At 67.4% G+C, this 19,866-nt stretch carries 20 protein-coding genes and 1 tRNA gene; 12 read left to right on the top strand and 9 right to left on the bottom strand.

Features of this window, described 5'->3' with window-relative positions:
• The first annotated feature begins 106 nt into the window (after window positions 1-106).
• Both O3656_RS05300 and O3656_RS05305 read left to right on the top strand, forming a co-directional pair.
• Window positions 107-1,090: a bile acid:sodium symporter family protein gene (locus tag O3656_RS05300; protein WP_500062953.1), complete on the top strand. Its 984-nt coding sequence runs from the start codon at window positions 107-109 to the stop codon at window positions 1,088-1,090.
• 350 nt (window positions 1,091-1,440) lie between these two features.
• Window positions 1,441-1,824, top strand: coding sequence for a hypothetical protein (locus O3656_RS05305; protein WP_048677017.1), 384 nt, complete (start codon window positions 1,441-1,443; stop codon window positions 1,822-1,824).
• Between the two features lie 110 nt (window positions 1,825-1,934).
• Here O3656_RS05305 and O3656_RS05310 read toward each other — a convergent pair whose 3' ends face one another.
• The 4 genes from O3656_RS05310 to O3656_RS05325 all read right to left on the bottom strand — a co-directional run bounded on the left by O3656_RS05310 (window position 1,935) and on the right by O3656_RS05325 (window position 7,357).
• Window positions 1,935-2,432, bottom strand: a complete 498-nt coding sequence (locus O3656_RS05310) for a hypothetical protein (protein ID WP_500062954.1) — start codon at window positions 2,430-2,432, stop codon at window positions 1,935-1,937.
• Between the two features lie 1,534 nt (window positions 2,433-3,966).
• Window positions 3,967-4,040 (bottom strand) — tRNA-Pro (locus tag O3656_RS05315).
• Window positions 4,041-4,248: 208 nt separating this feature from the next.
• Entirely contained in the window at window positions 4,249-5,226 is a 978-nt protein-coding gene (locus tag O3656_RS05320) for a metallophosphoesterase (protein WP_500062955.1), read from the bottom strand.
• A 1-nt stretch (window position 5,227) separates the two neighbouring features.
• Entirely contained in the window at window positions 5,228-7,357 is a 2,130-nt protein-coding gene (locus O3656_RS05325) for a transglycosylase domain-containing protein (protein ID WP_500062956.1), read from the bottom strand.
• 168 nt (window positions 7,358-7,525) lie between these two features.
• On the opposite strand from O3656_RS05325, the gene O3656_RS05330 reads away from it, so the two are divergent.
• Window positions 7,526-7,885, top strand: a complete 360-nt coding sequence (locus O3656_RS05330) for a WhiB family transcriptional regulator (protein WP_016460571.1) — start codon at window positions 7,526-7,528, stop codon at window positions 7,883-7,885.
• On the top strand, window positions 7,882-8,061 hold the full coding sequence (gene sp36 / locus O3656_RS05335) for a Sp36 family protein (protein ID WP_003791133.1): 180 nt from the start codon (window positions 7,882-7,884) through the stop codon (window positions 8,059-8,061). Before O3656_RS05330 ends, sp36 begins: the two co-directional genes overlap by 4 nt.
• Before the next feature lie 147 nt (window positions 8,062-8,208).
• On the opposite strand, the gene O3656_RS05340 is transcribed toward sp36, so the two are convergent.
• The 4 genes from O3656_RS05340 to O3656_RS05355 form a co-directional block, all read right to left on the bottom strand.
• Entirely contained in the window at window positions 8,209-8,892 is a 684-nt protein-coding gene (locus O3656_RS05340; protein WP_003791132.1) for a Crp/Fnr family transcriptional regulator, read from the bottom strand.
• A 180-nt stretch (window positions 8,893-9,072) separates the two neighbouring features.
• Window positions 9,073-9,978 (bottom strand): alpha/beta fold hydrolase, encoded by a 906-nt coding sequence (locus O3656_RS05345; RefSeq protein WP_500062957.1) that lies wholly within the window; start codon window positions 9,976-9,978, stop codon window positions 9,073-9,075.
• Window positions 9,975-11,867, bottom strand: a complete 1,893-nt coding sequence (locus O3656_RS05350; protein WP_500062958.1) for a hypothetical protein — start codon at window positions 11,865-11,867, stop codon at window positions 9,975-9,977. Before O3656_RS05350 ends, O3656_RS05345 begins: the two co-directional genes overlap by 4 nt.
• A gap of 54 nt (window positions 11,868-11,921) precedes the next feature.
• Window positions 11,922-12,851, bottom strand: coding sequence for a hypothetical protein (locus O3656_RS05355; protein ID WP_500062959.1), 930 nt, complete (start codon window positions 12,849-12,851; stop codon window positions 11,922-11,924).
• Window positions 12,852-12,868: 17 nt separating this feature from the next.
• On the opposite strand from O3656_RS05355, the gene O3656_RS05360 reads away from it, so the two are divergent.
• A complete protein-coding gene (locus O3656_RS05360) occupies window positions 12,869-13,705 on the top strand; it encodes a hypothetical protein (protein WP_500062960.1) in 837 nt (278 codons plus the stop codon).
• 41 nt (window positions 13,706-13,746) lie between these two features.
• Here O3656_RS05360 and O3656_RS05365 read toward each other — a convergent pair whose 3' ends face one another.
• Entirely contained in the window at window positions 13,747-14,517 is a 771-nt protein-coding gene (locus O3656_RS05365; protein ID WP_500062961.1) for an HAD family hydrolase, read from the bottom strand.
• Between the two features lie 142 nt (window positions 14,518-14,659).
• On the opposite strand from O3656_RS05365, the gene O3656_RS05370 reads away from it, so the two are divergent.
• From O3656_RS05370 to O3656_RS05400, 7 genes are all read left to right on the top strand, one after another.
• Entirely contained in the window at window positions 14,660-15,688 is a 1,029-nt protein-coding gene (locus O3656_RS05370) for a CpaE-like family protein (protein ID WP_500062962.1), read from the top strand.
• A complete protein-coding gene (locus O3656_RS05375; protein WP_500062963.1) occupies window positions 15,681-16,793 on the top strand; it encodes a TadA family conjugal transfer-associated ATPase in 1,113 nt (370 codons plus the stop codon). The genes O3656_RS05370 and O3656_RS05375 overlap by 8 nt, the downstream gene beginning before the upstream one ends.
• On the top strand, window positions 16,790-18,052 hold the full coding sequence (locus O3656_RS05380; protein WP_500062964.1) for a type II secretion system F family protein: 1,263 nt from the start codon (window positions 16,790-16,792) through the stop codon (window positions 18,050-18,052). Before O3656_RS05375 ends, O3656_RS05380 begins: the two co-directional genes overlap by 4 nt.
• A gap of 160 nt (window positions 18,053-18,212) precedes the next feature.
• Window positions 18,213-18,488 (top strand): DUF4244 domain-containing protein, encoded by a 276-nt coding sequence (locus tag O3656_RS05385; RefSeq protein ID WP_500062965.1) that lies wholly within the window; start codon window positions 18,213-18,215, stop codon window positions 18,486-18,488.
• Complete coding sequence (locus O3656_RS05390) at window positions 18,485-18,823, top strand: TadE/TadG family type IV pilus assembly protein (protein WP_500062966.1); 339 nt, start codon at window positions 18,485-18,487, stop codon at window positions 18,821-18,823. The genes O3656_RS05385 and O3656_RS05390 overlap by 4 nt, the downstream gene beginning before the upstream one ends.
• Window positions 18,820-19,245 carry an Rv3654c family TadE-like protein gene (locus tag O3656_RS05395; RefSeq protein ID WP_500062967.1) on the top strand — a complete coding sequence of 142 codons (426 nt, stop codon included), beginning with the start codon at window positions 18,820-18,822 and terminating at the stop codon, window positions 19,243-19,245. Before O3656_RS05390 ends, O3656_RS05395 begins: the two co-directional genes overlap by 4 nt.
• A gap of 430 nt (window positions 19,246-19,675) precedes the next feature.
• On the top strand, window positions 19,676-19,866 hold a 191-nt coding region (locus O3656_RS05400), incomplete at its 3' end, for a transposase-like zinc-binding domain-containing protein (protein ID WP_500062968.1).

The raw sequence follows: 19,866 nt of genomic DNA on the forward strand, positions 1-19,866 counted from the left end.
TGCATAGCCTTAGCTTAGTGAAGTGGTCTTGTGAGGCTCAATACTGAGCTGATCACAACGTGAGACGTGGAAGGGAAAATTTCAACAATCGGTGAAATATGGGGGCATGTCCACATCAGACGCAGTCACAACTCAATCTCCGACCCTGTCCTCCGAGGACCGCAGCGCACGCATCGCCGTGACGGTCTTCCCGCTGCTGATCCTGGCGGCCTTCGCGATCGCCATGATCACGCCCGCCACCTTCAAGCCGCTGGCCCCCGGCGTGAACTGGGCACTCGGCGTCATCATGTTCGGCATGGGCCTGACCCTGACGCTGCCCGACTTTGGGCTCATCGTCAAGCGCCCTCTGCCTGTGCTCGTGGGTGTCGTCGCCCAGTACCTGATTATGCCCCTCGTCGGTTGGGGCCTGTGCTACGCGTTTCACCTGCCCGACGCTGTCGCCGTCGGCGTCATCCTCGTCGGCTGCGCGCCCGGTGGCACAGCCTCGAACGTGATCTCCTACCTGGCGAAGGCGGACGTCGCCCTGTCGGTCACCATGACCTCAATCTCGACGCTGCTCGCGCCCCTCATGACCCCGCTGCTCACCGCCTGGCTGGTCGGTTCGCGTATGCCGGTTGACGGTGCGGCGATGGCGAAGAACATCCTGCTGATGGTCCTCGCCCCCGTCCTGGGCGGCTTTATCGTGCGCTTCATTGCAGGCAAGCTCGTCGAGAAGATCCTGCCGATCCTGCCCTGGATCTCCGTGCTGGGCATCTGCTACGTGCTCTTGGTCGTCGTGTCCGGTTCCGTCGACAAGATCCTGACGTCCGGTGCCCTCATCATCGCTGTGGTCATCTGCCACAACCTGCTCGGCTACTTCTTCGGCTACCTGGCCGGACGCGTCGGCCGCGGCTCCGACAAGGCTGCGCGTACCACCGCGATCGAGGTCGGCATGCAGAACTCGGCGCTGGCCGCGACGCTGGCAAAGACCCACTTCGCATCGACCCCGGAGACCGCGCTCCCGGCGGCCGTCTTCTCCGTGTGGCACAACCTCTCCGGCGCGCTGCTGGCGATGTTCTTCCGTCGCTGGAAGAACGGCGGAGCGGCCTGAATCGACGAGGCCGGGGCACGGTGAGCACTGATCCCCAGTTCCGTCCCTCGACTGAGTAGATAGCGAGGAGGGGGCGGCCCATGCGGGCCGCCCCCTCCGTCATGTGAGCGTTGTCCTCGTGTGAGTGCCCGCCTCGTTGCATGCCCACAGGGGCCGCCCACTCCTCGTCGCGTGTCCGCCGGGCCGCCCACTCCTCGTGCGTTCGGCGCGACCGTCACGCGTGGTTGTCATTCGTGCAGCGAATTGTGTCAATAATGCACGCACGTTCGTTAACCGTGAGGTAATCAATGACGCGAAAATACGATATGATTCGTGGGTACCCATCACAAATGTACGAAGGAGTAATCCTCATGAAGAAGCGTCTTCTGACCGCCGCCCTCGTCGCACTGCTGCCGCTGAGCCTGGCTGCCTGCGGTGGACAGTCCAAGCAGGCCGCGTGCCAGATCATCAATGACAAGGCCGTCAAGGCCATTGATGGCCTGGATCCGAGCAACACGGAAGACATGATCCAGGGCATGACCAACGTTGCGACCGTCCTGAAGTCTGACGACATTACCAACACCGAAGTGAAGGCTGCTGCGGTGGCTGCGGGCGATAGCGCTCAGGCTCTCGCCGACTTCGCCAAGACGGTGGGCGATGACCCGTCGGCAGACCAGATGAGCGAGGCCATGGACCTGTACACGACGTTCACGACGTCGATGTCGTCGCTCGAGACGGTGTGCAACGCGCGCTGACGCGCACCATCAGATTGTGTATGCCCGCGTGTGGGCATTGAGAGGTGAGGGTGGCCCCGCGGGGCCACCCTCACCTCTACCTTGACGGGTGTCGTGTGCTCGGCAGAGCGTCACTTACCGGTGCACACCGAATCGAGCTTATTCATCGATTCCAGGTACGCCGACGTCGCCGTCAGAATCTTGGACCGCTGGTCGGCCGTCGGCGGCTCGTCGGCTGCCTTGGTCGCGTCGAGGAGCTTCTGCGCGCTGTCAGCCAGCCCGTTTGCCGCCTCCTTGACCTCGGGGTTGGTGATCTCGTCAGACTTCATGATGTCAATGAAGCTGGACAGAGTCTTGATGACCGACTCCTTATCCTTGTCGTTCAGGCTCGAGGAGATCTCGTTGGCCTTGTTGTCGAGAATGGCGCAGGCCTCCTCCTTCGTCTGGCTCGACTTCGAAGAGCTCGACGCGGAGGGCGATGCCTGCGTAGGCGTGCTGGTCGCCTCCTGCGAAGGCGCAGACGAGGACGAAGGCGAGGACGTCGGGTTGTCAGGCTTAATCTGCAGGCAGGCAGCCATACCGAGGGGCATCGTGGCGATCAGGAGGGCGGCTACAATACGACGCTTCATGGGGTACTCCTTGAAATCTTGAAGTGTACGTTCTCGCTCAGTCTAACCCCAAAAACATGAAATTAACATATCGGTCAGTGAGGTCGTGCTGACGCGGCAAAATCAGGGCTCGTTGGGCGCTTCGTATTGGCGTATGACCTCGCAAGACGACAGGTTGCCGCGTGGAGTGTCAATCTGTTTGGTGGTTGTAGTCTGTGCTTCGCTCCGGATGTTGCTTTCGTGCCTGGTGCCTGCGCGCGGGCGTTTCTTTCGTTCCTGGTGCTTGCGTGCGGGCGTTGGGGCTCTGCTGCGCCTCCATGGGCGTTGGTCGTGGTTGCCGTCCCCCGGTGTCGTGAGTGGCCGCTGTTCTGTGCGTCTGCTGTTGGCATGTCTGCCGTTGCCACGTCTGCCGTTGGCATGTCGGTCATTTATGTCTGTTTCCCGAGCTTCACCGTCGGGTGCGGCGCCCTACGCGGGTTCCGTGTGGGGGGGTTTGCACTACACGGGGGTGCGACACGCCGGCGACACGCCGTCAGAGGGCTTCTTGTAGTGCAAAACCCCCATCGCACCAGATTGGAGATCGCACGGTGCATAATTCGCGCGGCCGGTGAGGGGGGATAGGCCGCGCAAGGTGTCGCCTCCCCAAGGCTGCTTCTCCCCGAGGTGCCTTCTCCCCGAGGCGCCTTCTCCCCGAGGCGCCGCCAAGACCGCTTCTCCACAAATTTCGCATGCAATTCCCCGACGGTGCGAATCGACGCAAGCTCAAAAACCGCGTAATTTCAACGATCCGATTTCAATACTTGAAATATTCTCAGGGGAATTGCATGCGAAATCGCTGGACACCGCGCTGTCTACCCCCAGAAAAGTCGCACGTAATTCCTTCCGGGCCTCATTCGGCGACAGCTCGAAAACCGCGGAATTTCAACGATCCAATTTCAATATTTGAAACATCCTCGGGGGAATTACGTGCGAAACTGCTGTGCCCATCTGCGGCAGGGCCAGGGCATACTCGTACCAAGTCCCGCCCGATCGGGGAGGCAGCCGCGATGCCTGCGGGCAATATGGGCATGGCTGCGGAACCCGTGCGCGGCGGCAGGGCCAGGGTGCGCCTCAAGATCAACCACGCTGAGCAAAGCTCGCGGCGTGGACGGCGAGCGGGCAGGCTACGCGGCGGCCGGAGATTAGGCGGGCTACCTCGAGGCACTGCACATCCGGATAGGTAATCAAGATCCGGATAGGTAACGAACATCCGGATAGCTTAATTACCTATCCACATGCGCATAACCTATCCGGATGTGCACAACCTATCCGCATCCGCGAATCCCACTCGCGTGGCACGCAAACTGCAAGCAGACCAGGGCCTGCAGGCCTCGTGGTGGTCGGAGATCTGGCGGGGCGTGCGGTGCGGACGGTGAGCGGGCGGGGCGTGCGTCGGAGATTAGGCAGGCCTTGTGGCAGCCCGAGATATGGGGCGTGACCCCAAATCTGGCGGCGAGCCCACGGAAGGCTGAGCGATAAAAAACCGCCGGGACCAAACGGTCCCGGCGATTACCGGTCGGGGTGGCGGGATTTGAACCCACGGCCTCTTCGTCCCGAACGAAGCGCGCTACCAAGCTGCGCCACACCCCGGTGCCGTTCGAGTATAGCGTTTCCTCGCCGATATTCCCAAACGGAGATCAAGCAAGCGGCATAAGTGTGTCCCACGCCGCATTGGACTGGTTGGTTGGCGACTGCCTCGCGCAGACTCCTCGCGACGCGAATGCCCTCGCGACGCCGGGTATGCGTATGTGGTGACGCCGGGTATGCGTATGTGGTGACGCCGTGTATGCGTATGTGGCTACGCCGGGAACACGTGCAGAAGCGATGCCTCGGGGCGAGTCGCGATACGCACCTTCGCGTAGGGGGACGTCCCCAGGCCCGCCGACACGTGCAGCCACGCCGTCGAGCCCGGTGCCTGCCAGCGTTTCAAGCCCTTCGCGTAGGGGCGTGAAATGTCGCAATTCGTGATGATCGCACCGAACCCCGGAATACCGATCTGGCCGCCGTGCGTGTGCCCCGCGAGAATCAGGTCCGAGCCGACCTCGGTGAGCGCGGAAACGACCCGAGTGTACGGTGCATGCGTCACCCCGAGGCGCAAGACATCGGATGCTCCCCACGACGAGGCCGGAGCGCCCAAGCGATCACGGTAAATGTGTGCGTCATCCGTGCCGAGCAGAGACACCGTGCCCGTGGGTAGGCGGAGCGTGCCCGACGCGTTCGACAGGTCCAGCCATCCAGCCTGGCGCATCTGACGCACCATCGGCAGGAAGGGCAGATCGGGGACCACGCGCACCGGATGCGGCTTCGAACGCGACAGGTAGCGGCTCCAACGCTTAGGGATCGGCGAATAGTAGTCATTCGAACCGAGCACGAACGCGCCCGGGTAGGACAGGAACGGACGGTACGCGTCCATCACCATGTCCAAAGCCTCCGTCGACCCGAAGTTGTCGCCTGTCGCAACCACCATGTCGAAATGCTCCGAGGCGGCCACGTCGGACAAGAACCGCAGCAAAAACTCCTGCCCCTCGAAGAGGTGTAGGTCCGCGATCTGCAGAATCGTCACCTCGGGCACGTGGGCGCGAACCGGGACCTCGTAGCGCCGCAGCACCGGCATGGTGCGCTCGACCGACCCCCAGGCGAGCGCAGCGCCCCCCGCTGCTAACCCTGCGAGCCCCAGCCCACCCACGAGCGTGCCCGCGGTGCGCAGGAGGCCACGGCCTCGTCGAGTGGACGAGGCCGTGGCCTCCTGAAGCAACGCTGCCGTATCAGTCGTCATCTCAGTGGCTCGGCGACGGCGACGGGTTCGGGGACTGCGAAGGAGCAGACGTCGGAGTGGTGCCGCGCTGCGGAGTGGACGCGCCGATGTTCGCGTTCGATACGGCCTCCACCGGGGTGCCCGCCAGCGCCTGCGTCATGTAGGGGGCCCAGATGTTCTGGCCGACGTAGGTCTCACCGAAGATCTCGGAGTGGTAGACGCCATTGATGACAACGCCGGACACTTCCTGCGAGGAGTTGTCGCCGTGACCCACCCACGCGGACGTCGCGAGCGACGGCGTGAAGCCCGTCAGCCACGTGTTCGCGTGGCCGTCGGTGGTACCCGACTTCGCGGCGAAGGGGCGGCCGTCGCCCAGGCGCGTCGACGTGTAGTACTGGCCGGCCGACGCCGTCAGCAGCGCAGCCGTCTTGTTTGCAACATCAGGGGAGATGACCTCCTTGCAGTCCGCCGAGAACTCCTTCAGGACGTTCTCGTTACGGTCGGTCACCGACTCGATGGACTGAGGCGTGCACTGCTGGCCGGAGTTTGCTATCGTCGCGAACACGGACGCCATCTGCAGCGGGGAGCTCGACACGGAACCAAGGATGTTGGCCGGGAAGGGCGAGGGGACCTCACCGTCCTCCGTGACGCCCATGTCATAGGCGGTTTGGAAGATGGAGCAGAAGTCCACACGCGACGCCATGTTCACGAAGGCCTGGTTGGCGGACAGGCCCGTCGCGCGCACGACGTTCATGGAGCCGGTCTTGCCTGCGAGGTCGTTGACCTGGTAGCCCTCAGTGGTGATGGCGCGGCCATCACACTTGAAGGATCCGTTGGGGTAGAACGTGTTGTTCGAACCTACGGTCTCGTATGCCGAGTGGCCTTCCTTGAACCACTCCAGGAGGGTGAACACCTTGAAGGTCGAACCAACCTGGAAGTTGCCGTCGGCCGAGTAGTTCGCCATCGTCTGGCCGCTCTCGATGCCGTACGTCGTGTTCTGAGCCATCGCGAGGACCTTGCCGGTGCGCGGATCCAGGGAGACAATCGCGTCGTTCAGGCCGGACGCGTCGCCGACGGGAATCGCGTTCGTCAGGGACGCGTAGGCTGCGCTCTGCTTCGCCGGGTCCAGCGTGGTGCGAATGGTGATGCCCTGCGTCTTGAGCAGGCGCTCGCGCTCGATGCGCGTGGAGCCGAAAGCCGGATCCTCCAGGAACTGCGACAGGACGTAGTCACAGAAGTAAGCCTGCGCGGACGGCGCGCCGGAGCAGCCCTCGGAGGACACCGTCGGATGCAGCATCGACTCGACGCTCGTGGCGACGCCCTGGTCGTACTCCTCCTGCGTGATGACACCCTGCTCGAGCATCGTGGCCAGGACCGTGTCGCGGCGTTCCTGGGCGGCCTCGGGGTGGGTCAGCGGATCGTACTGGACGGGGGACTGAACGAGGCCAGCGAGGAGCGCGGCCTCCAGGTAGTTCAGCTCCGACGCGGACTTGGAGAAGTATCGCTGCGAGGCGGCCTCGACACCGTAGGTGATGGGGCCGAAGGGGGCGATGTTGAGGTAACCCGTGAGGATTTCGTCCTTCGACTGGGTCTTCTCCAATGCCAGCGCGTACTTGATTTCGCGCAGCTTACGCTCGGTGGTCTGCTCGGTCGCCGCGCTCACCTGATCCGCGTCGCCCTCGAGGTAGCCGCGCTCGGCCAGCGAGTTACGCACGTACTGCTGGGTGATCGTGGACGCGCCCTGGCGTCCGCTGTCGCCCAGGTTGGAGACCAGCGCGCGCGCAATGCCGGTGGCGTCAACGCCGTTGTGCTCGTAGAAGCGCTTGTCCTCAATCGCCACGATCGCCTTCTTCATGACGTCAGCGATGTTGGCGCTGGGCACAACGATGCGCTGCTTGTCGTAGAAGTGCGCGATCACGGCGCCAGACGAATCCAGCAGCTGGGACTCCTCGGCGGGAGCCACCGTCTGCAGATCACCGGGCAGCTCGTTGAAGACGGACGGAACCGACTTCGCGACGAGCGCGGTGGGGCCGGCGACGGGGACAAGCATGCCTGCCCCGACGACGCCCATGAGCGCGGACACGCTCAGGAACGCCAGCAGCAGCGCGAGCAGCTGGGCCGGACGGACAGCGCGAGAGTGAGAGTGCGACATATTCCTAGCTTACGTGGCGGCGTGCTCATCTGGCGTTTGGCGACGCGTGAGAATTGCCTGATGAGTCACGCCTGGCGGCCTTGATCGTGGTCGCAGCGTTTGCACCCACAATCGTATGTGTGTATGGTCACAGGAAGGGCTCGAAATACAGTGAAGTGGAGTTCCACGATGTCAACGCAAGGCGACGACCAGAGCTGGGTCGCTCGCGCACTCTGCGCGTCCATCGAACCGGACGTGCTGTTCGTGCAGGGTGCGTCTCAGCGTCAGGTTCGTATGCGCTGCTATGAGTGCGAGGTTCGCCTCGAATGCCTCGCCGACGCGCTTGAGTCCGAAGCTAACTACGGCGTGTGGGGCGGGCTGACAGAGCGGGAGCGCCGCGCGATTTTGCGCCACTATCCGCACGCGGAAAACTGGTTGGAGTGGCTGCGCACCTCCGACGAGTCCCTCGCGCGCGAGCTGCGCAGTCCTCACGTCCCTAAGGTTCTGTCCTTTGTTCGCCCGCAGATGGCAGGTAGGATGGAAGCATGACTAAATGGGAATACTCCACGATTCCGCTGCTCACGCACGCGACGAAAGCAATCCTCGACCAGTGGGGCGCCGACGGGTGGGAACTCGTCCAGGTGATCCCCGGCCCCACGGGCTCGGAGAACCTGGTGGCTTACCTCAAGCGTCCGATTGAGGAAGCTCCCGCCGTTCAGAACTGACGCGCAGTATCCGCGCGCAGACAATCGAATACGACGAGGCCGTGGCTGGCGCGTGCGTTGACCGCACGCGGGCTGCGGCCTCGTTTGTATTGAGGGCAAAGAGCTTGGGCCCGGCACCAGTGGTGCCGGGCCCAAGCCGTGATGAGGTCAGCGAGCGCGACGCGCCAGGCGATCAACGTCGAGGAGGGTCACAGCGCGACCTTCCAGACGGATCCAGCCGCGCGACACGAAGTCGGCCAGAGACTTGTTGACGGTCTCGCGGGAGGCGCCGACCAGCTGGGCGAGCTCTTCCTGCGTGAGGTCGTGGGGGACGTGGACGCCCTTATCGGTCGCGGTGCCGAAGCGGTCCGCAAGGTCCAGGAGGGCCTTGGCAACGCGGCCGGGAACGTCGGAGAATACGAGATCCGAGAGGGACTCGTTGGTGCGGCGCAGGCGCTGCGCGAGGGCGCGCAGCATGTGCTTGGCCAGCGTGGGGTTGGTGTCGAGCACGTGCATGAGATCCTCGTGCTCGAGGTAGAGGAGGGATGCCGGGGAAACGGCGGTCGCAGTGGTCGAGCGCGGGCCCGGATCGAAGAGCGTGAGCTCACCGATGATCTCTCCGGGGCCCAGGACTGCGAGCAGGGACTCGCGGCCGTCGCTGGAGGTGTGGCCGAGCTTTACCTTGCCCTCGGTCACGATGTAGAGGCGATCGCCGAGATCGCCTTCGTCGAAGAGAGTCTCTCCGCGACGCAGGGTGGTATGACCCATCTTCTGCTGGAGGGACACCTGCTGTGCATCATCAAGGCCACCGAACAGCGGCACCTGGCTGATGAAGTTTCCGTCACCGATCATTGTGCGGAGCTCCTTCCGCTCGTGCCCGATTGCTCGGGCGTTCCGATTTGGACTGCGCAGTGGTTCCCATACGTAATACCGCTCACGAGGAGGTACCGCGCATCACACCATTATGCCCTATCTATCAGGTGAAACACGTTTCATTTCGCGATTTGTGTGAGCTGTCTAATGAAAAATGCGCTATTTAGCGTGTGCTAAAGCGTGTTCTGACAGAGCATCAGCCACCGCCTGGGGAGCCTCCTCGGGGAGGAAGTGGCCGGCCTCGCGAATGACGATCTGCGTGAGCGGCGCATCCACGAACTGGGCGTCGGCCGCGTGATCCAGCGTCGACCAGGCGCCATCATCGCGCCCGACCAGCGAGAGAACGGGCACGCGCAGCGGCTCGGCCAGGATGCGGCGCTCCTCGCGCGAGATCTTGCGCGTGGCGCCGAGGCCCCGCAGCGCGGTGTGCGCAGCGAAGGGGCGACGCAGCGCGGCCCGGTACGTTCCTGACTGGGAGACGAGGCCATCCACGTTCCCCGGCGAGGCCCACGCGCGGTAGACGGTCGTCACGAGCGAGCCGGAACGCAGGGCCCGTTCGCGCCCTGTCGGCAGTGCGAGGCGCCCCTGGAGCACGCGTCCACCTGCCCACGGCACGCGTCCGATCACGGGCTGAACGCCGAGCGGATGAGGGGCCGACAGGACGGCCACCGACCGCAGCTCCAGGGGTGCGAGCGCGCCGATCATCCACGCGACCGTGCCCCCGATACCCATGCCAGCCACGGAGAAGGACGCGATGCCGAGGGCGCGCACGACGGCGATGACATCGTTCGCCATCTGGGTGAGGTCGCAGTCCCCGCGGGTCAGGTCGGAGGTGCCAAAGCCTCGTAAATCAAGGGCGAACACGCGCGACGTCGACTCGGCGAGGGCGGGCAGAACGTCGCGCCATGCCCACCAGTGCTCGGGGAAACCGTGGAGAAGGACGAGCGCGTGGTCCATGCCCTCGCCCATGTCGGCGACGTGGAATGCGGCGCCGCCAGCGCTCACGTGCCGGTGAGTCCAGGGACCCTCGAGCTCGATCGCGCTGGCGGGAATCAGAGTCTTCACTTGCGGGCCGCGTCCTTTGCTGCCTTCTTGCGTGCGCGCTTGGAGTAGAAGGCGCCCGCCGGGTTCGTGGCCTCGATCGAGGTACGCAGGGCCTCCTCGTCGCGGCCGGTGCGGCGCGCCGCGTGCGACACGTACGCCAGACCCAGGAGCGCCACGCCCAGCAGGACGAAACGGCCCGAGTAGCCGGAGGCCTGCAGGTGGTGCGTCAGGTTTGCGCCCAGGGAACCCGTGCCTGTCAGCGCGGTTAGTGCGGCCAGCGCCGACGTAGCCGTGATACCGGGGGCCATGACCCACGGCAGGCCAACGATCAGGGTGCCCAGGCCCATCAGCCAGGCGCCCAGCGAGGAGCGGCGCGCCACCACGAACAGGATCGCAGCAATGATGACCGAGCCCAGCAGCTCGCCGAGCGCCAGCATCGAGGCGACACCCGTGTACATGGGCGCGGCGTCAGCCAGCGTCATGCGCGCGCCAGCGTCGGCGGCCAGGTACCAGCCGACCGGCGTGAGAATGAGGAACAGCAGGAACGAGAGCCAGTGCGCGCCCGTCCGCGAGGGCATCTCCGTGATCTGAGGAGCCGCGGAGAAGAGCTCGTCGTCCAGTCGCCCGGAGTCCGACTTGTCGCCGCGGGAGGCGGTCGACGCGATCGCGGCCAGGGTCGCGGCCTCGGCGTCCTCGTTGCCTTCACCCAGCAGGGAACGGCGGCGCGGGCGCGCCTCCTCGGCGGCGTCCTGGTCCGCGAAGGAGTACGAGGCCCGAGCCTCCTGGGTCGGCAGCTGCGCCGTCGGCTCGGTGAAGGGGGCGGGCGCCTCGGCGGGCTGGTCGAGCTTGGCGGAAGGCTCGTCGGTTGTGTTCGACGAGGCCGGGGCGGCCTGCTCAGTGGGCGCGAGTGCGGGGATCGACGGGGTCGTCGCCTCGTCGTCACCGAAGATCATCGATCGGCGCGAGGCGAGCGGGTGCTCGGCCGCCGCACCGCCGACGGCCGAGGTGGTTTCCCCGGCCTGGTCCGCGTCCTTGGCCTCGTCGGTGGATTCGCGCGCGAAACCATCCGCAGAATCGGCGCCGGAATCGTCGTTGGAGTCGGCGGCCTCGGTGGGTTCCGCGGACTTGGCAGACTCCTCGGAATCAGCGGGCTCCTCGGCCTTCGTGACTGCCTCATCCAGGTTCAGGCCTAGCGCTGCGGCAGCCTGCGCGGGCGTCATCACGGGGGCGAGCGCGGGCTCCGGATCCTCGGTCACGTCCTCGGTCGCCTCGTCTGCGGCGTCCTCGTCTGCGGAGGAGAGGAGGGAAGCAAAGGGATTCTCGGCTTCTTCCGCCTGGTCCGCGGAGGCCTTGGGCTGCTCGCCCTCCTCGTTCGACGAGGCGGGGGTGGGCTCGTCGGAGGCGGTGTCCTCTGCGGGAGCCTGCTCCTCGGTCGCGTCCTCAGCGGGGGTCTCCTCAGCGGGGGCCTCGTCGGTAGTCTCGGGCTCATCGGTCGCCTCTGCGGACGGCGCGTCGGCCTCGGCAGACTCATCGGCACCCTGGTCGGCGACCGGAGCCTGGGCGGGGGGCTCCTGCTCGGCCTGCTCCTGCTCGGGGGCGGAGCCGGCCTCGTCCGTGGTGGACACGACCGGGAGGTCGCCCTCGGGGGCGGTCACGACGGGCAGCTCGCCCGTGGAAATCTTGTCCTCGATCGTGGGCTTGAGCGGGGCAGCAGCCGGAACGCGTCCCGTCAGGCCGCCGATTGCGACCGACTCGATCTCGCCCGTGTGGATGGGCTCACTGGACTCGCCGATGATCGCCGACGCGTCGGAATCTTCGCCCGGCAGCTCGATCTCCTCGCCGGTAAGCACCACGTTCTCGCGGTCCTCCTCGGCGCGGTCGCGCTGGACGTCAAACTCGTTCTCGGACATGCTTCCTCCTTATACCTGCCCACATATTACGGTCCGTTAGACCGCTTGCGCGCATTAGGCCTCGGCAGGCCCCTCATTCGTCGATGCGGCCTGCGACGCATCGAGGTTCTTCAACGCGCGCATCCGCGCCCACAGAACCCCCATCGACGCGCAGCCCGTCGCCATCCCCAGGGCCGCCAGGGGAGGAGCGGCGAGCGAAAACTTCGTGATGATCGACGAACCGGGAACGATCACGTTGCCCGTCAGCGACGCCCACACCGGCAAGACCACGTAGCTCGGCAGTACGAGAATCGCCCACGTCGCGATCTGCGTGCCCGTGATCGACCAGCGGGCGTTCACCGCCAAAACGGCGAAGGCCAGGCCCGAACCGAGGGCGAACAGCGGAGCGAGGGTGTGGCCCTCGAGGATTCCCTCCAGGCCCATCGCCGCGACGTTCGTCGAATCCGAGGGCGCCGCCCCCACCATCAGCACGCCCGCGGCGATCGCGGCCGGGAGCGCGACCGTCGTGCCGAACGCGTGACGGTGCACGCGCGCGAGAGGCATACGCGTGTCCTTGCCCGCGCGCACCCGCACAGACTTGATCGTCAGCGCACACGCGCCGAGTATGAGGGAGAGGCACACCGGGTACATGCACCACAGGACGCCGGCGAGCATGTCTTCGCGGCCCACCGACGACTTCATGAGCAGCGGCAGGCGCGCCACGCCCAGGAACTGCGCGGCCCCCACGACGAGCGACCACACGAAAGTGACGACCATGCCCGCGCTCGACTCCTCGCAGTTGAGCGCGATGAGGGCGAGCAGCAGCGACGCGAGCGCCATGCCGATGAGGCCCTCCACCGAGGCGAGCGGCTGACCGACGGCGGCCAGCGCCTGCACGTCGACCATCGACGACCCCAGGAACACCAGGGCGACCGGCGCGAAAACGAATGCGAACAGCCCCGAGCGCAGGCGCGCGGAGAAGTTTCGATGCTGCAAAAGCGTCATGCCCCTAGTGTAGAGGGGTGAGTATCGAAGCCCTCGTTGACCCCGCGCCCGCCGTGCTGCGGGCGGCTGCCGCCCGTCCCGACGTCGCCTCGGCCATGAACGAGGCGCACGCCGCGCTCGCTGATCTGCGTTTCAGTGAGGGACTGCGCCGAGGCTGGGAGGAGGCCCGCGCCGAGGCCGCAGTCCGCGAGGCTGCCGCCCTGTCCATCATCGAGGGCGCCCGCACGAGCGTCGACGACGTGCGCGCCGCGTCCATGGGAGACGAGGGCGGGCCTGCATCCGATCCGGGGGCTGCCCTCGCCCTGGGGATTTGGCGCTCGCAGTGGAACCTCGCTTCACGTTTCCCCGCCCTGAACACGCGTTCCCAGGGCGGTGCGTGCGTCGCCCCGACACCCCTTCCGGCGCTGATTGCGGGGCTGCATCGGGATGCCTGTTCCGGTCTCGTGGCCTCCGGCCTCGCCCAGGCGAACGCCGTCGCCCTGCCCACCGATCCTGCTCTGCTCGCACCCGCCCTCGCCTATGCGCGCAGCGATGCCCCCGCCCTCGCCGTCGCCGCCGCGCTCACCGCCCACTTCCGTTTCCGGCGCGTCTTCGCCCCGGCCTCGTCTGTCGTGGGAAGCGGCCTGGCGCGGTGGATCCTCGTCACGCGCGGCGTCGACCCGACCGGCGTGTGCGTGCCGAGCGCCTACGACGCGCTGGATCCCGCGCGCGCGGGGCGTGAGCTCGCCGGGTGGGTGAGCGCCGATGAGGCCGGCCTGGCCAGGTGGATCACCCACTACTGCGCGGGGATCGTCTACGGGGCGCGGGTGGGGCGCGACGTCGCCCGCCACGTGCAGGCGGGCCGGCTCTCCTAAATCTGCTCGATCCGCGCGATCCGTCCGATCTGCGCGCCGTGTCAGCGGCGCAGGAGCGCGCAGGCCGCCGCACCCACGGCGACGCCAGCAATGAAGGGAAGCGCGACCTTCGCGGGGGTTGGGACCTCGCGCGGCAACACGCGCACCGTGGACGTGAAGGTGAGCGTGGGCCAGCCCTCGCGCTGCGCCATGTCGCGCAGGCCCCGGTCCGGGTTGACCGCGTAGGGGTGGCCGACGAGGCGCAGGAGCGGCGCGTCCGACACCGAATCCGAGTACGCCGAGCACTCCGACAGGTCCCATCCGCGCGCGCGAGCCAGGGCCTCGCAGGCGTCCGCCTTGCCCTGCGCCTGGTTAAAGTGCGTGATCTCGCCCGTGAAACACCCGTCCTCGTCGACGGCCGCCCGCGAGGCGAGGACCTCATCCGCCCCCAGCATGTGGGCGATCGGGCGCACCACCTGCTCGACCGAGGCCGACGCGATGACGACGACGTCGCCCGCGCGCTTGTGCTGCTCGATGCGCGCGAGAGCCTGCGCGTAGCAGACGGGCTGGATCGTGCGTTCAAGCGCGTCCTCGACCGTGGCCTCGAGGAATGCGGCGTTCCAGCCGCGTCCCATGCGCCCCAGCGCCTGCGCCATCTGCTCCATGCGCGACTCGTCGGCCCCCGTGAGCAGGTAGGGCAGCTGCACGAGGACGGAGGTGATCGCGGTGCGACGGTTCATGAGCCCGGCCTCGATGAACGGTCCCGAGAGCGCCACGTTCGAGGACGTGTCGAGAATCGTCTTATCCAGGTCGAAAAAGGCCGCGCGTACCATGCGTCTACTCCAGCGTTGGCTCAATCCACAGGGTCCTCCGTCGGGCCCCTTCTATGCACAGGGTGGCATTTCGGGTCTGCGTTGTCCACAGGGGCACGCGCGTGGGTGGACGGGAGGGTTCCCTCAGGCGCAGCGTAGCTGCATGGAAACCCATGATGAGACGCGCGATGTCGCGAATCGGGGGCCCGTCGCCCTCGTCGGCCTCGCCCCGCCCGACCTGGAGTGCGCCCGCGACGCGGTGGAACTCGCCGGGGCGCGGGTGTGCTCGAACCCGGCCCGCGCGCTGCTGGTCCTCGCCTCGCCGGGCGCGCCCGTGCCCGTCGGCGTGCCCTGCGTGCGCGTCGGGGGAGAGGGGCAGGTGAGTCTGCCCGGGGACACGGCCCTCCTCGTCTCCCTCATCGCCGAGGCCTGCCACCGGTGGGCGACGCCCGGCGCGGTGTGGGTGGTCGCCGGGATCTGCGGCGGGGTGGGCACGACGAGCGTCGTGCGACTGCTGGCCCGCGAGTATGCGCGGCGCCGCGGTTTGCGCGAATGCTGGCGGCGCAGGGCAAAGCATCGTGAACGCGGGCGGGCGCGAGGCGTGGTCGTCGTTGACGCCTCCGGGTCTGTGCCCGGGTTTGCTCGCGCCCCCGAGTGCGATGTCCCCGGCGTGCGGTGGGCGGACCTCGACCCGGGGGAAGACTGCTACCTGCCGTCGCTGCGCGATCACCTGCCCACCCTGGGCGGGGTGCGGGCCCTCGTCGGGGACGCGCGCGGCGGTGCCAGCGCGGACGACCCGCGCGTCGCCGCCGCCTGCCGGTCCCTGCACGCTCCCCTCATCGTGGACGCGGGACGCTGGGATGACCGGGCTGCGCGCTGCGCGTCCGCCGTTCACGCGAACGCTCTCGTCCTCGTGACGCGCCGGGACCTGGAGGGTGCCGCGGCGATGGCCGCGAGCCTCGCCTGTCATCCTCCGCCGTGCCCCGCGATCACGCTTGTGTCGGCTGGTCGCGGTAGGCGTAGCCCCGGGCTGTCCGCGTGTGCGCCGCGCCCGATCCTGCGCGCGCCGACGCGACCGGGCCGGGATCTGCGTGCTCTCCGCCGGGCCCTCGCCTCCCTCGAGCCGACGCCCCTGCGCGGGCGTTCCCTCGCCCGCGACGAGACTGTGCGCCTGGAGGTGGCCCGTGCGTAGCGCCCTGCGACTCCTCGCCCGCGGCACGCCGCCCGCCGGGGCGATCGCCGACACGTCTCGACCCGGCTGCGGCGCACGCGAGGCCGCCGACGCCCTCGAGACCCTGTACGCCCGGCAGCGCGGGATGGACCCGCCCCTCGCTCGCCTCATCGACGACCCGGGCATCACCGACGTGCTCATCAACGGTTCCCGCGCGTGGGTCGATCGGGGAGGCGGACTCGCGCGCGTCGACGTCGGCATCCACGATGAGGCCGACGCCCGCCACGCCGCGATACGGCTGGCGAGCGCGTGCGGGGCGCGCCTCGACGACGCCAGCCCCATCGCCGACGGCACCCTGCCCGGGGGCGTCCGCCTGCACGCGGTCCTGCCACCCGTCTCCGGGTCGGGAACGCTCATCTCCCTGCGCGTGCTCGGCACGCGTCGGCTGGGCGTCGGGGACCTCATCGCGCGCGGCACCCTGCCGGGCGCCCTCGGCCCGCTCCTGCGAGCGCTCGTCGCCTCGCGCGCCAACGTCCTCGTCTCCGGCGCCACCGGCAGTGGCAAAACGACCCTCCTGAGCGCCGCCCTCTCCCTCGTCCCCTCCAGCGAGCGCATCGTGTGCATCGAGGAGGTCGCCGAGGTCGCCCCCGCCCACCCGCACTGCGTCCACCTCCTCGAACGCAAGCCAAACGTCGAGGGGCGAGGTGCCGTCACCCTGTCCGACCTCGTGCGCGCGGCTATGCGCATGCGCCCCGACCGCCTCGTCCTGGGAGAGTGCCGAGGCCCCGAAGTGCGCGACGTCCTGACCGCCCTCAACACGGGACACGACGGCGGCTGGGCGACCATCCACGCGAACGGGACGCGAGAGGTGCCCGCGCGTCTGGCTGCCCTCGGAGCGCTCGCCGGCATGGGCGAGGAAGCCGTCGCCGCCCAGGCCGCCAGCGCCCTCGACGCCGTCCTCCACATGCGACGATCCCCCTGCGGGCACCGCTGGGTATCCGAGGTCGGGGTGCTGACGCGCGCTCGCGGCCCGCTCGAGTGCGCGGTCGCGCTCAGCGCCACAGCCTCCGGACAGGTGACCACTCACGAGGCCTGGTCGTCCCTGGCTCGAAAGGTCGGACTATGAGGTGGGGTGCCGGTTGGATGGCCGTTCTCGGTGGCGGTCGCGACGTCGTGGAGCGCTCGGCCGATCGCGCGCTTGCGTGCGTGCTCGTGCTGTGCGCGCTCATGCTGGTGTCTCGTGCGCTCGCGGCCGTCGTACGTGGCGTGCACGAGCGTCGCGTTGTGCGCGCGTGGATGCGCCCTGCCGGTTCTCGTCAATCTGCCGAACGCGCGTGGATGCGCCGCCTGCGCAGACGCCTAGGCAGGGGAGAAAGCGGGAGGCATCGAGGGCGCGCCTGCGGCGTGCCTCAGGCGCGCGAGCTCTCCCTCCTGGTCGCCGAGGTGGCGACGCGGCTGCGCGCGGGAGCGCCGACGCGGCGAGCCTGGTCGGACTCCCTCGCGCGCATCGGCGCGGGCGGAATCGTGCCTGAAAGCGCGTCCTACCCGCCCATCCTCGACGAATGGGCGCGAGAGCCGCCGCGGTGGGAGCTCTCCTTGCACGCCCGGGCCCCAGACGCGGCCGCTCGTCGCACCGCCGCCTCCGTCGCCCTGGCCTGCCGATTCAGCCACGGCCTCGGCGCGCCCATGGCCGACATCCTCGACGCCATCGGGGACAGTATCGATGACGCCCAGGCCGTCGCGGAAGCGCGCCGCGTCGCCTCCGCCGGTCCCCTCATGTCCGCGCGAGTCCTCGCCGCGCTTCCCCTCGTCGGAATCGTGAGCGCGCTCGCCCTGGGTGCCTCGCCCTGGCAGTTCTACACGGGAGTGACCGTCGGGAGAATCTGTGCGCTGCTTGGCGCGGCCGCCTGGGTGGTCGGCATCGCCTTGTGCCGCCGGATCCTCGCGAGGGCCCGATCTGTCGACGAGGACACTGACCCCGCCCTGGCCTGCGACCTCGTCGCCGCCGGCCTGGCCTGTGGGGCCGCGATCCCGCGCGTCCTCGACGCCCTGGCCGCTGCCTGCGCGCGAGAATCTCTCGCGTGGACGGCCCAGGCCCTGCGGCTCGGGGTGAGCTGGGCGGACGCGTGGGAGGAGACCCCCAAGTGGAGCATTCCCCTGCGCGATGCCCTCGAATCGTCCTGGACTAGCGGAAACGCGCCTGAGACGATGCTCGCTCGCAGCGCCTCGTGGGAACGCCGGGCCCGCCTGGCCGACGCCAAAACACGCGCCGAAGAACTCAGCGTCCGACTCGTCGGGCCGCTCGGCGTCTGCTTCCTCCCCGCATTCCTCGCGCTCGGGATTGCGCCCCTGCTCGCCACCCTCACCGGTGGCCTCGACATGTAGGCGTTATCCACAGGGCTCGTCGGTGTGCACGAGTTATCCACAGGGGTCTTCGGCGTGCCTGAGTTATCCACAGAGGTCCGAATCCGCGTGGAATCGGGGCAGGTGTGGCGCGCACACTGGCCGCACGCGTCGATAGGCGCGCAGACGAAAGGACAGATCAATGATGATTATCGACAGAATCGAATCCGCGGCCACGCGCGCTCAGCTCCGCGCGTTGAGCGCCCTGCAGGACGCGGCCCATCACATGACGGTGGGGCGGGGCGGGGACGCTCCCACAGACCCCGCTGACCCGGAAGAGGGGGCCACCACCGTGGAGTACGCAATCGGGACCATCGCGGCCGCGGGATTTGCGGGACTCCTCATCGTGATCCTCAAATCGGACACCGTGCGCGCCGCCCTGGAGTCCATCATCCAGGAGGCGCTGAACACCCGATGAAGAGCTGCGACCACGGGTACGTCACCGTCGAACACGCCATCGGATTCCTCGCCGTCACGGCCGTCATCGGCGTCATTGTCGCGGTCGCCCAGGCCGGGATGACGGGGGCATCCCTGTGCCAGGCGGTGCGCGAGGGGGCGAGGGCCGCCTCGATCGGGCAGGGGGATCCGCAGGCGGCGGCCTCGGCCGCGTACGCCCCCGGCTCCTACGCGGTTGCGCGCTCCGGCGGGTGGGTGAGCGTCACCGGCACGGCCCCCTACCGCGGCGCCGCCGGTTGGGTTGGGGGCGTGGCTCGATGCTCGGTGACCACTATCGACGAGGGGGCACTGCCGTGATTCACGAACAAGGGGTGGCGGCCGCCCCCGATACCGATCCCGAGCGCGCGGGCGATCTCCGTGCGCTCACCGGAGAGGAAGGATCGGGCACCATCAACTCCGTGGCCCTGATCGTCCTCGCGCTCGCGCTCGCGGTGGTACTCGGCGGGGTGGGTGCCGCGCACCGCGAGCGGGCGCGCCTGCAGGCCGTCGCCGACCTGGCGGCCTTAGCGGGGGCCGAAGAATCGGCAACGGCGCCCTGGGAGGACGTGGGAGGACGGCCATGCGTGGCGGCCTCCTCCGTCGCTGCGGAGAACGGAGTAGAGATCGAGTCTTGCGAGGTGCGCGACAGCGATTGCCTCGTCGTTGCCAGTCAGAGCATCAGAATCGCTGGAATATCAACGATTGTGCGTGCGAAGGCGCGAGCCGGACCGGAGCGGTGAAAAATTCTCAGGAAATTGCCAGCTTCGTTCAATGGTTCCCACAGGTGGAGTCCGTACATTAATAGTCATCAAGCCAAGGGCGACACCCACCAAGGGTGAGCCGAGAAAGGGAGCGCATCGGAAGACTTGCACTGTGTTGATGGGATACTCGAAGGGGTCGGCCTCAGGGCCGGCCCCTTCGAGTTTGTGCTGTTGGCTTACTTGCGGGTTAAAGGACAAAACGTGTTGGTTTTGTGGTGACTTTTCGGGTTAAAGGACAAAAAGAGTTGGTCTGAGCCCGACCTTTCGGCTTTGCGGTGCGAGAAAGTCTGGTTCAAAGTTGTTGGGGGCCAACTTTGAGGGTGGACAAAATGTGTTGGTGAAACGTCGACTTTTCGGCTTTGTGGTGCGGGAGAGTGGGCGTCAAAGTTGGTACTGGCAGATTCGGTGAGTGAACATCTCGAAATGCGATTCCTGTGGCAGGAAGCTGATCCGGTACGGACTGTCGAAATCGGGCAAGCAGAGGTGGCATTGCACCTCGTGCCACTCAACTGGCGTGCAGCGGATTGATACCTCGGCCAAGCACCTGGGTGAGTTTCTTGCCTGGCTGCTCAGCGGTAATCGGCAGGCGGATATGCCAGG

Source organism: Pauljensenia sp. 27098_8_83 (assembly GCF_041432695.1).
GTDB lineage: Bacteria > Actinomycetota > Actinomycetes > Actinomycetales > Actinomycetaceae > Pauljensenia.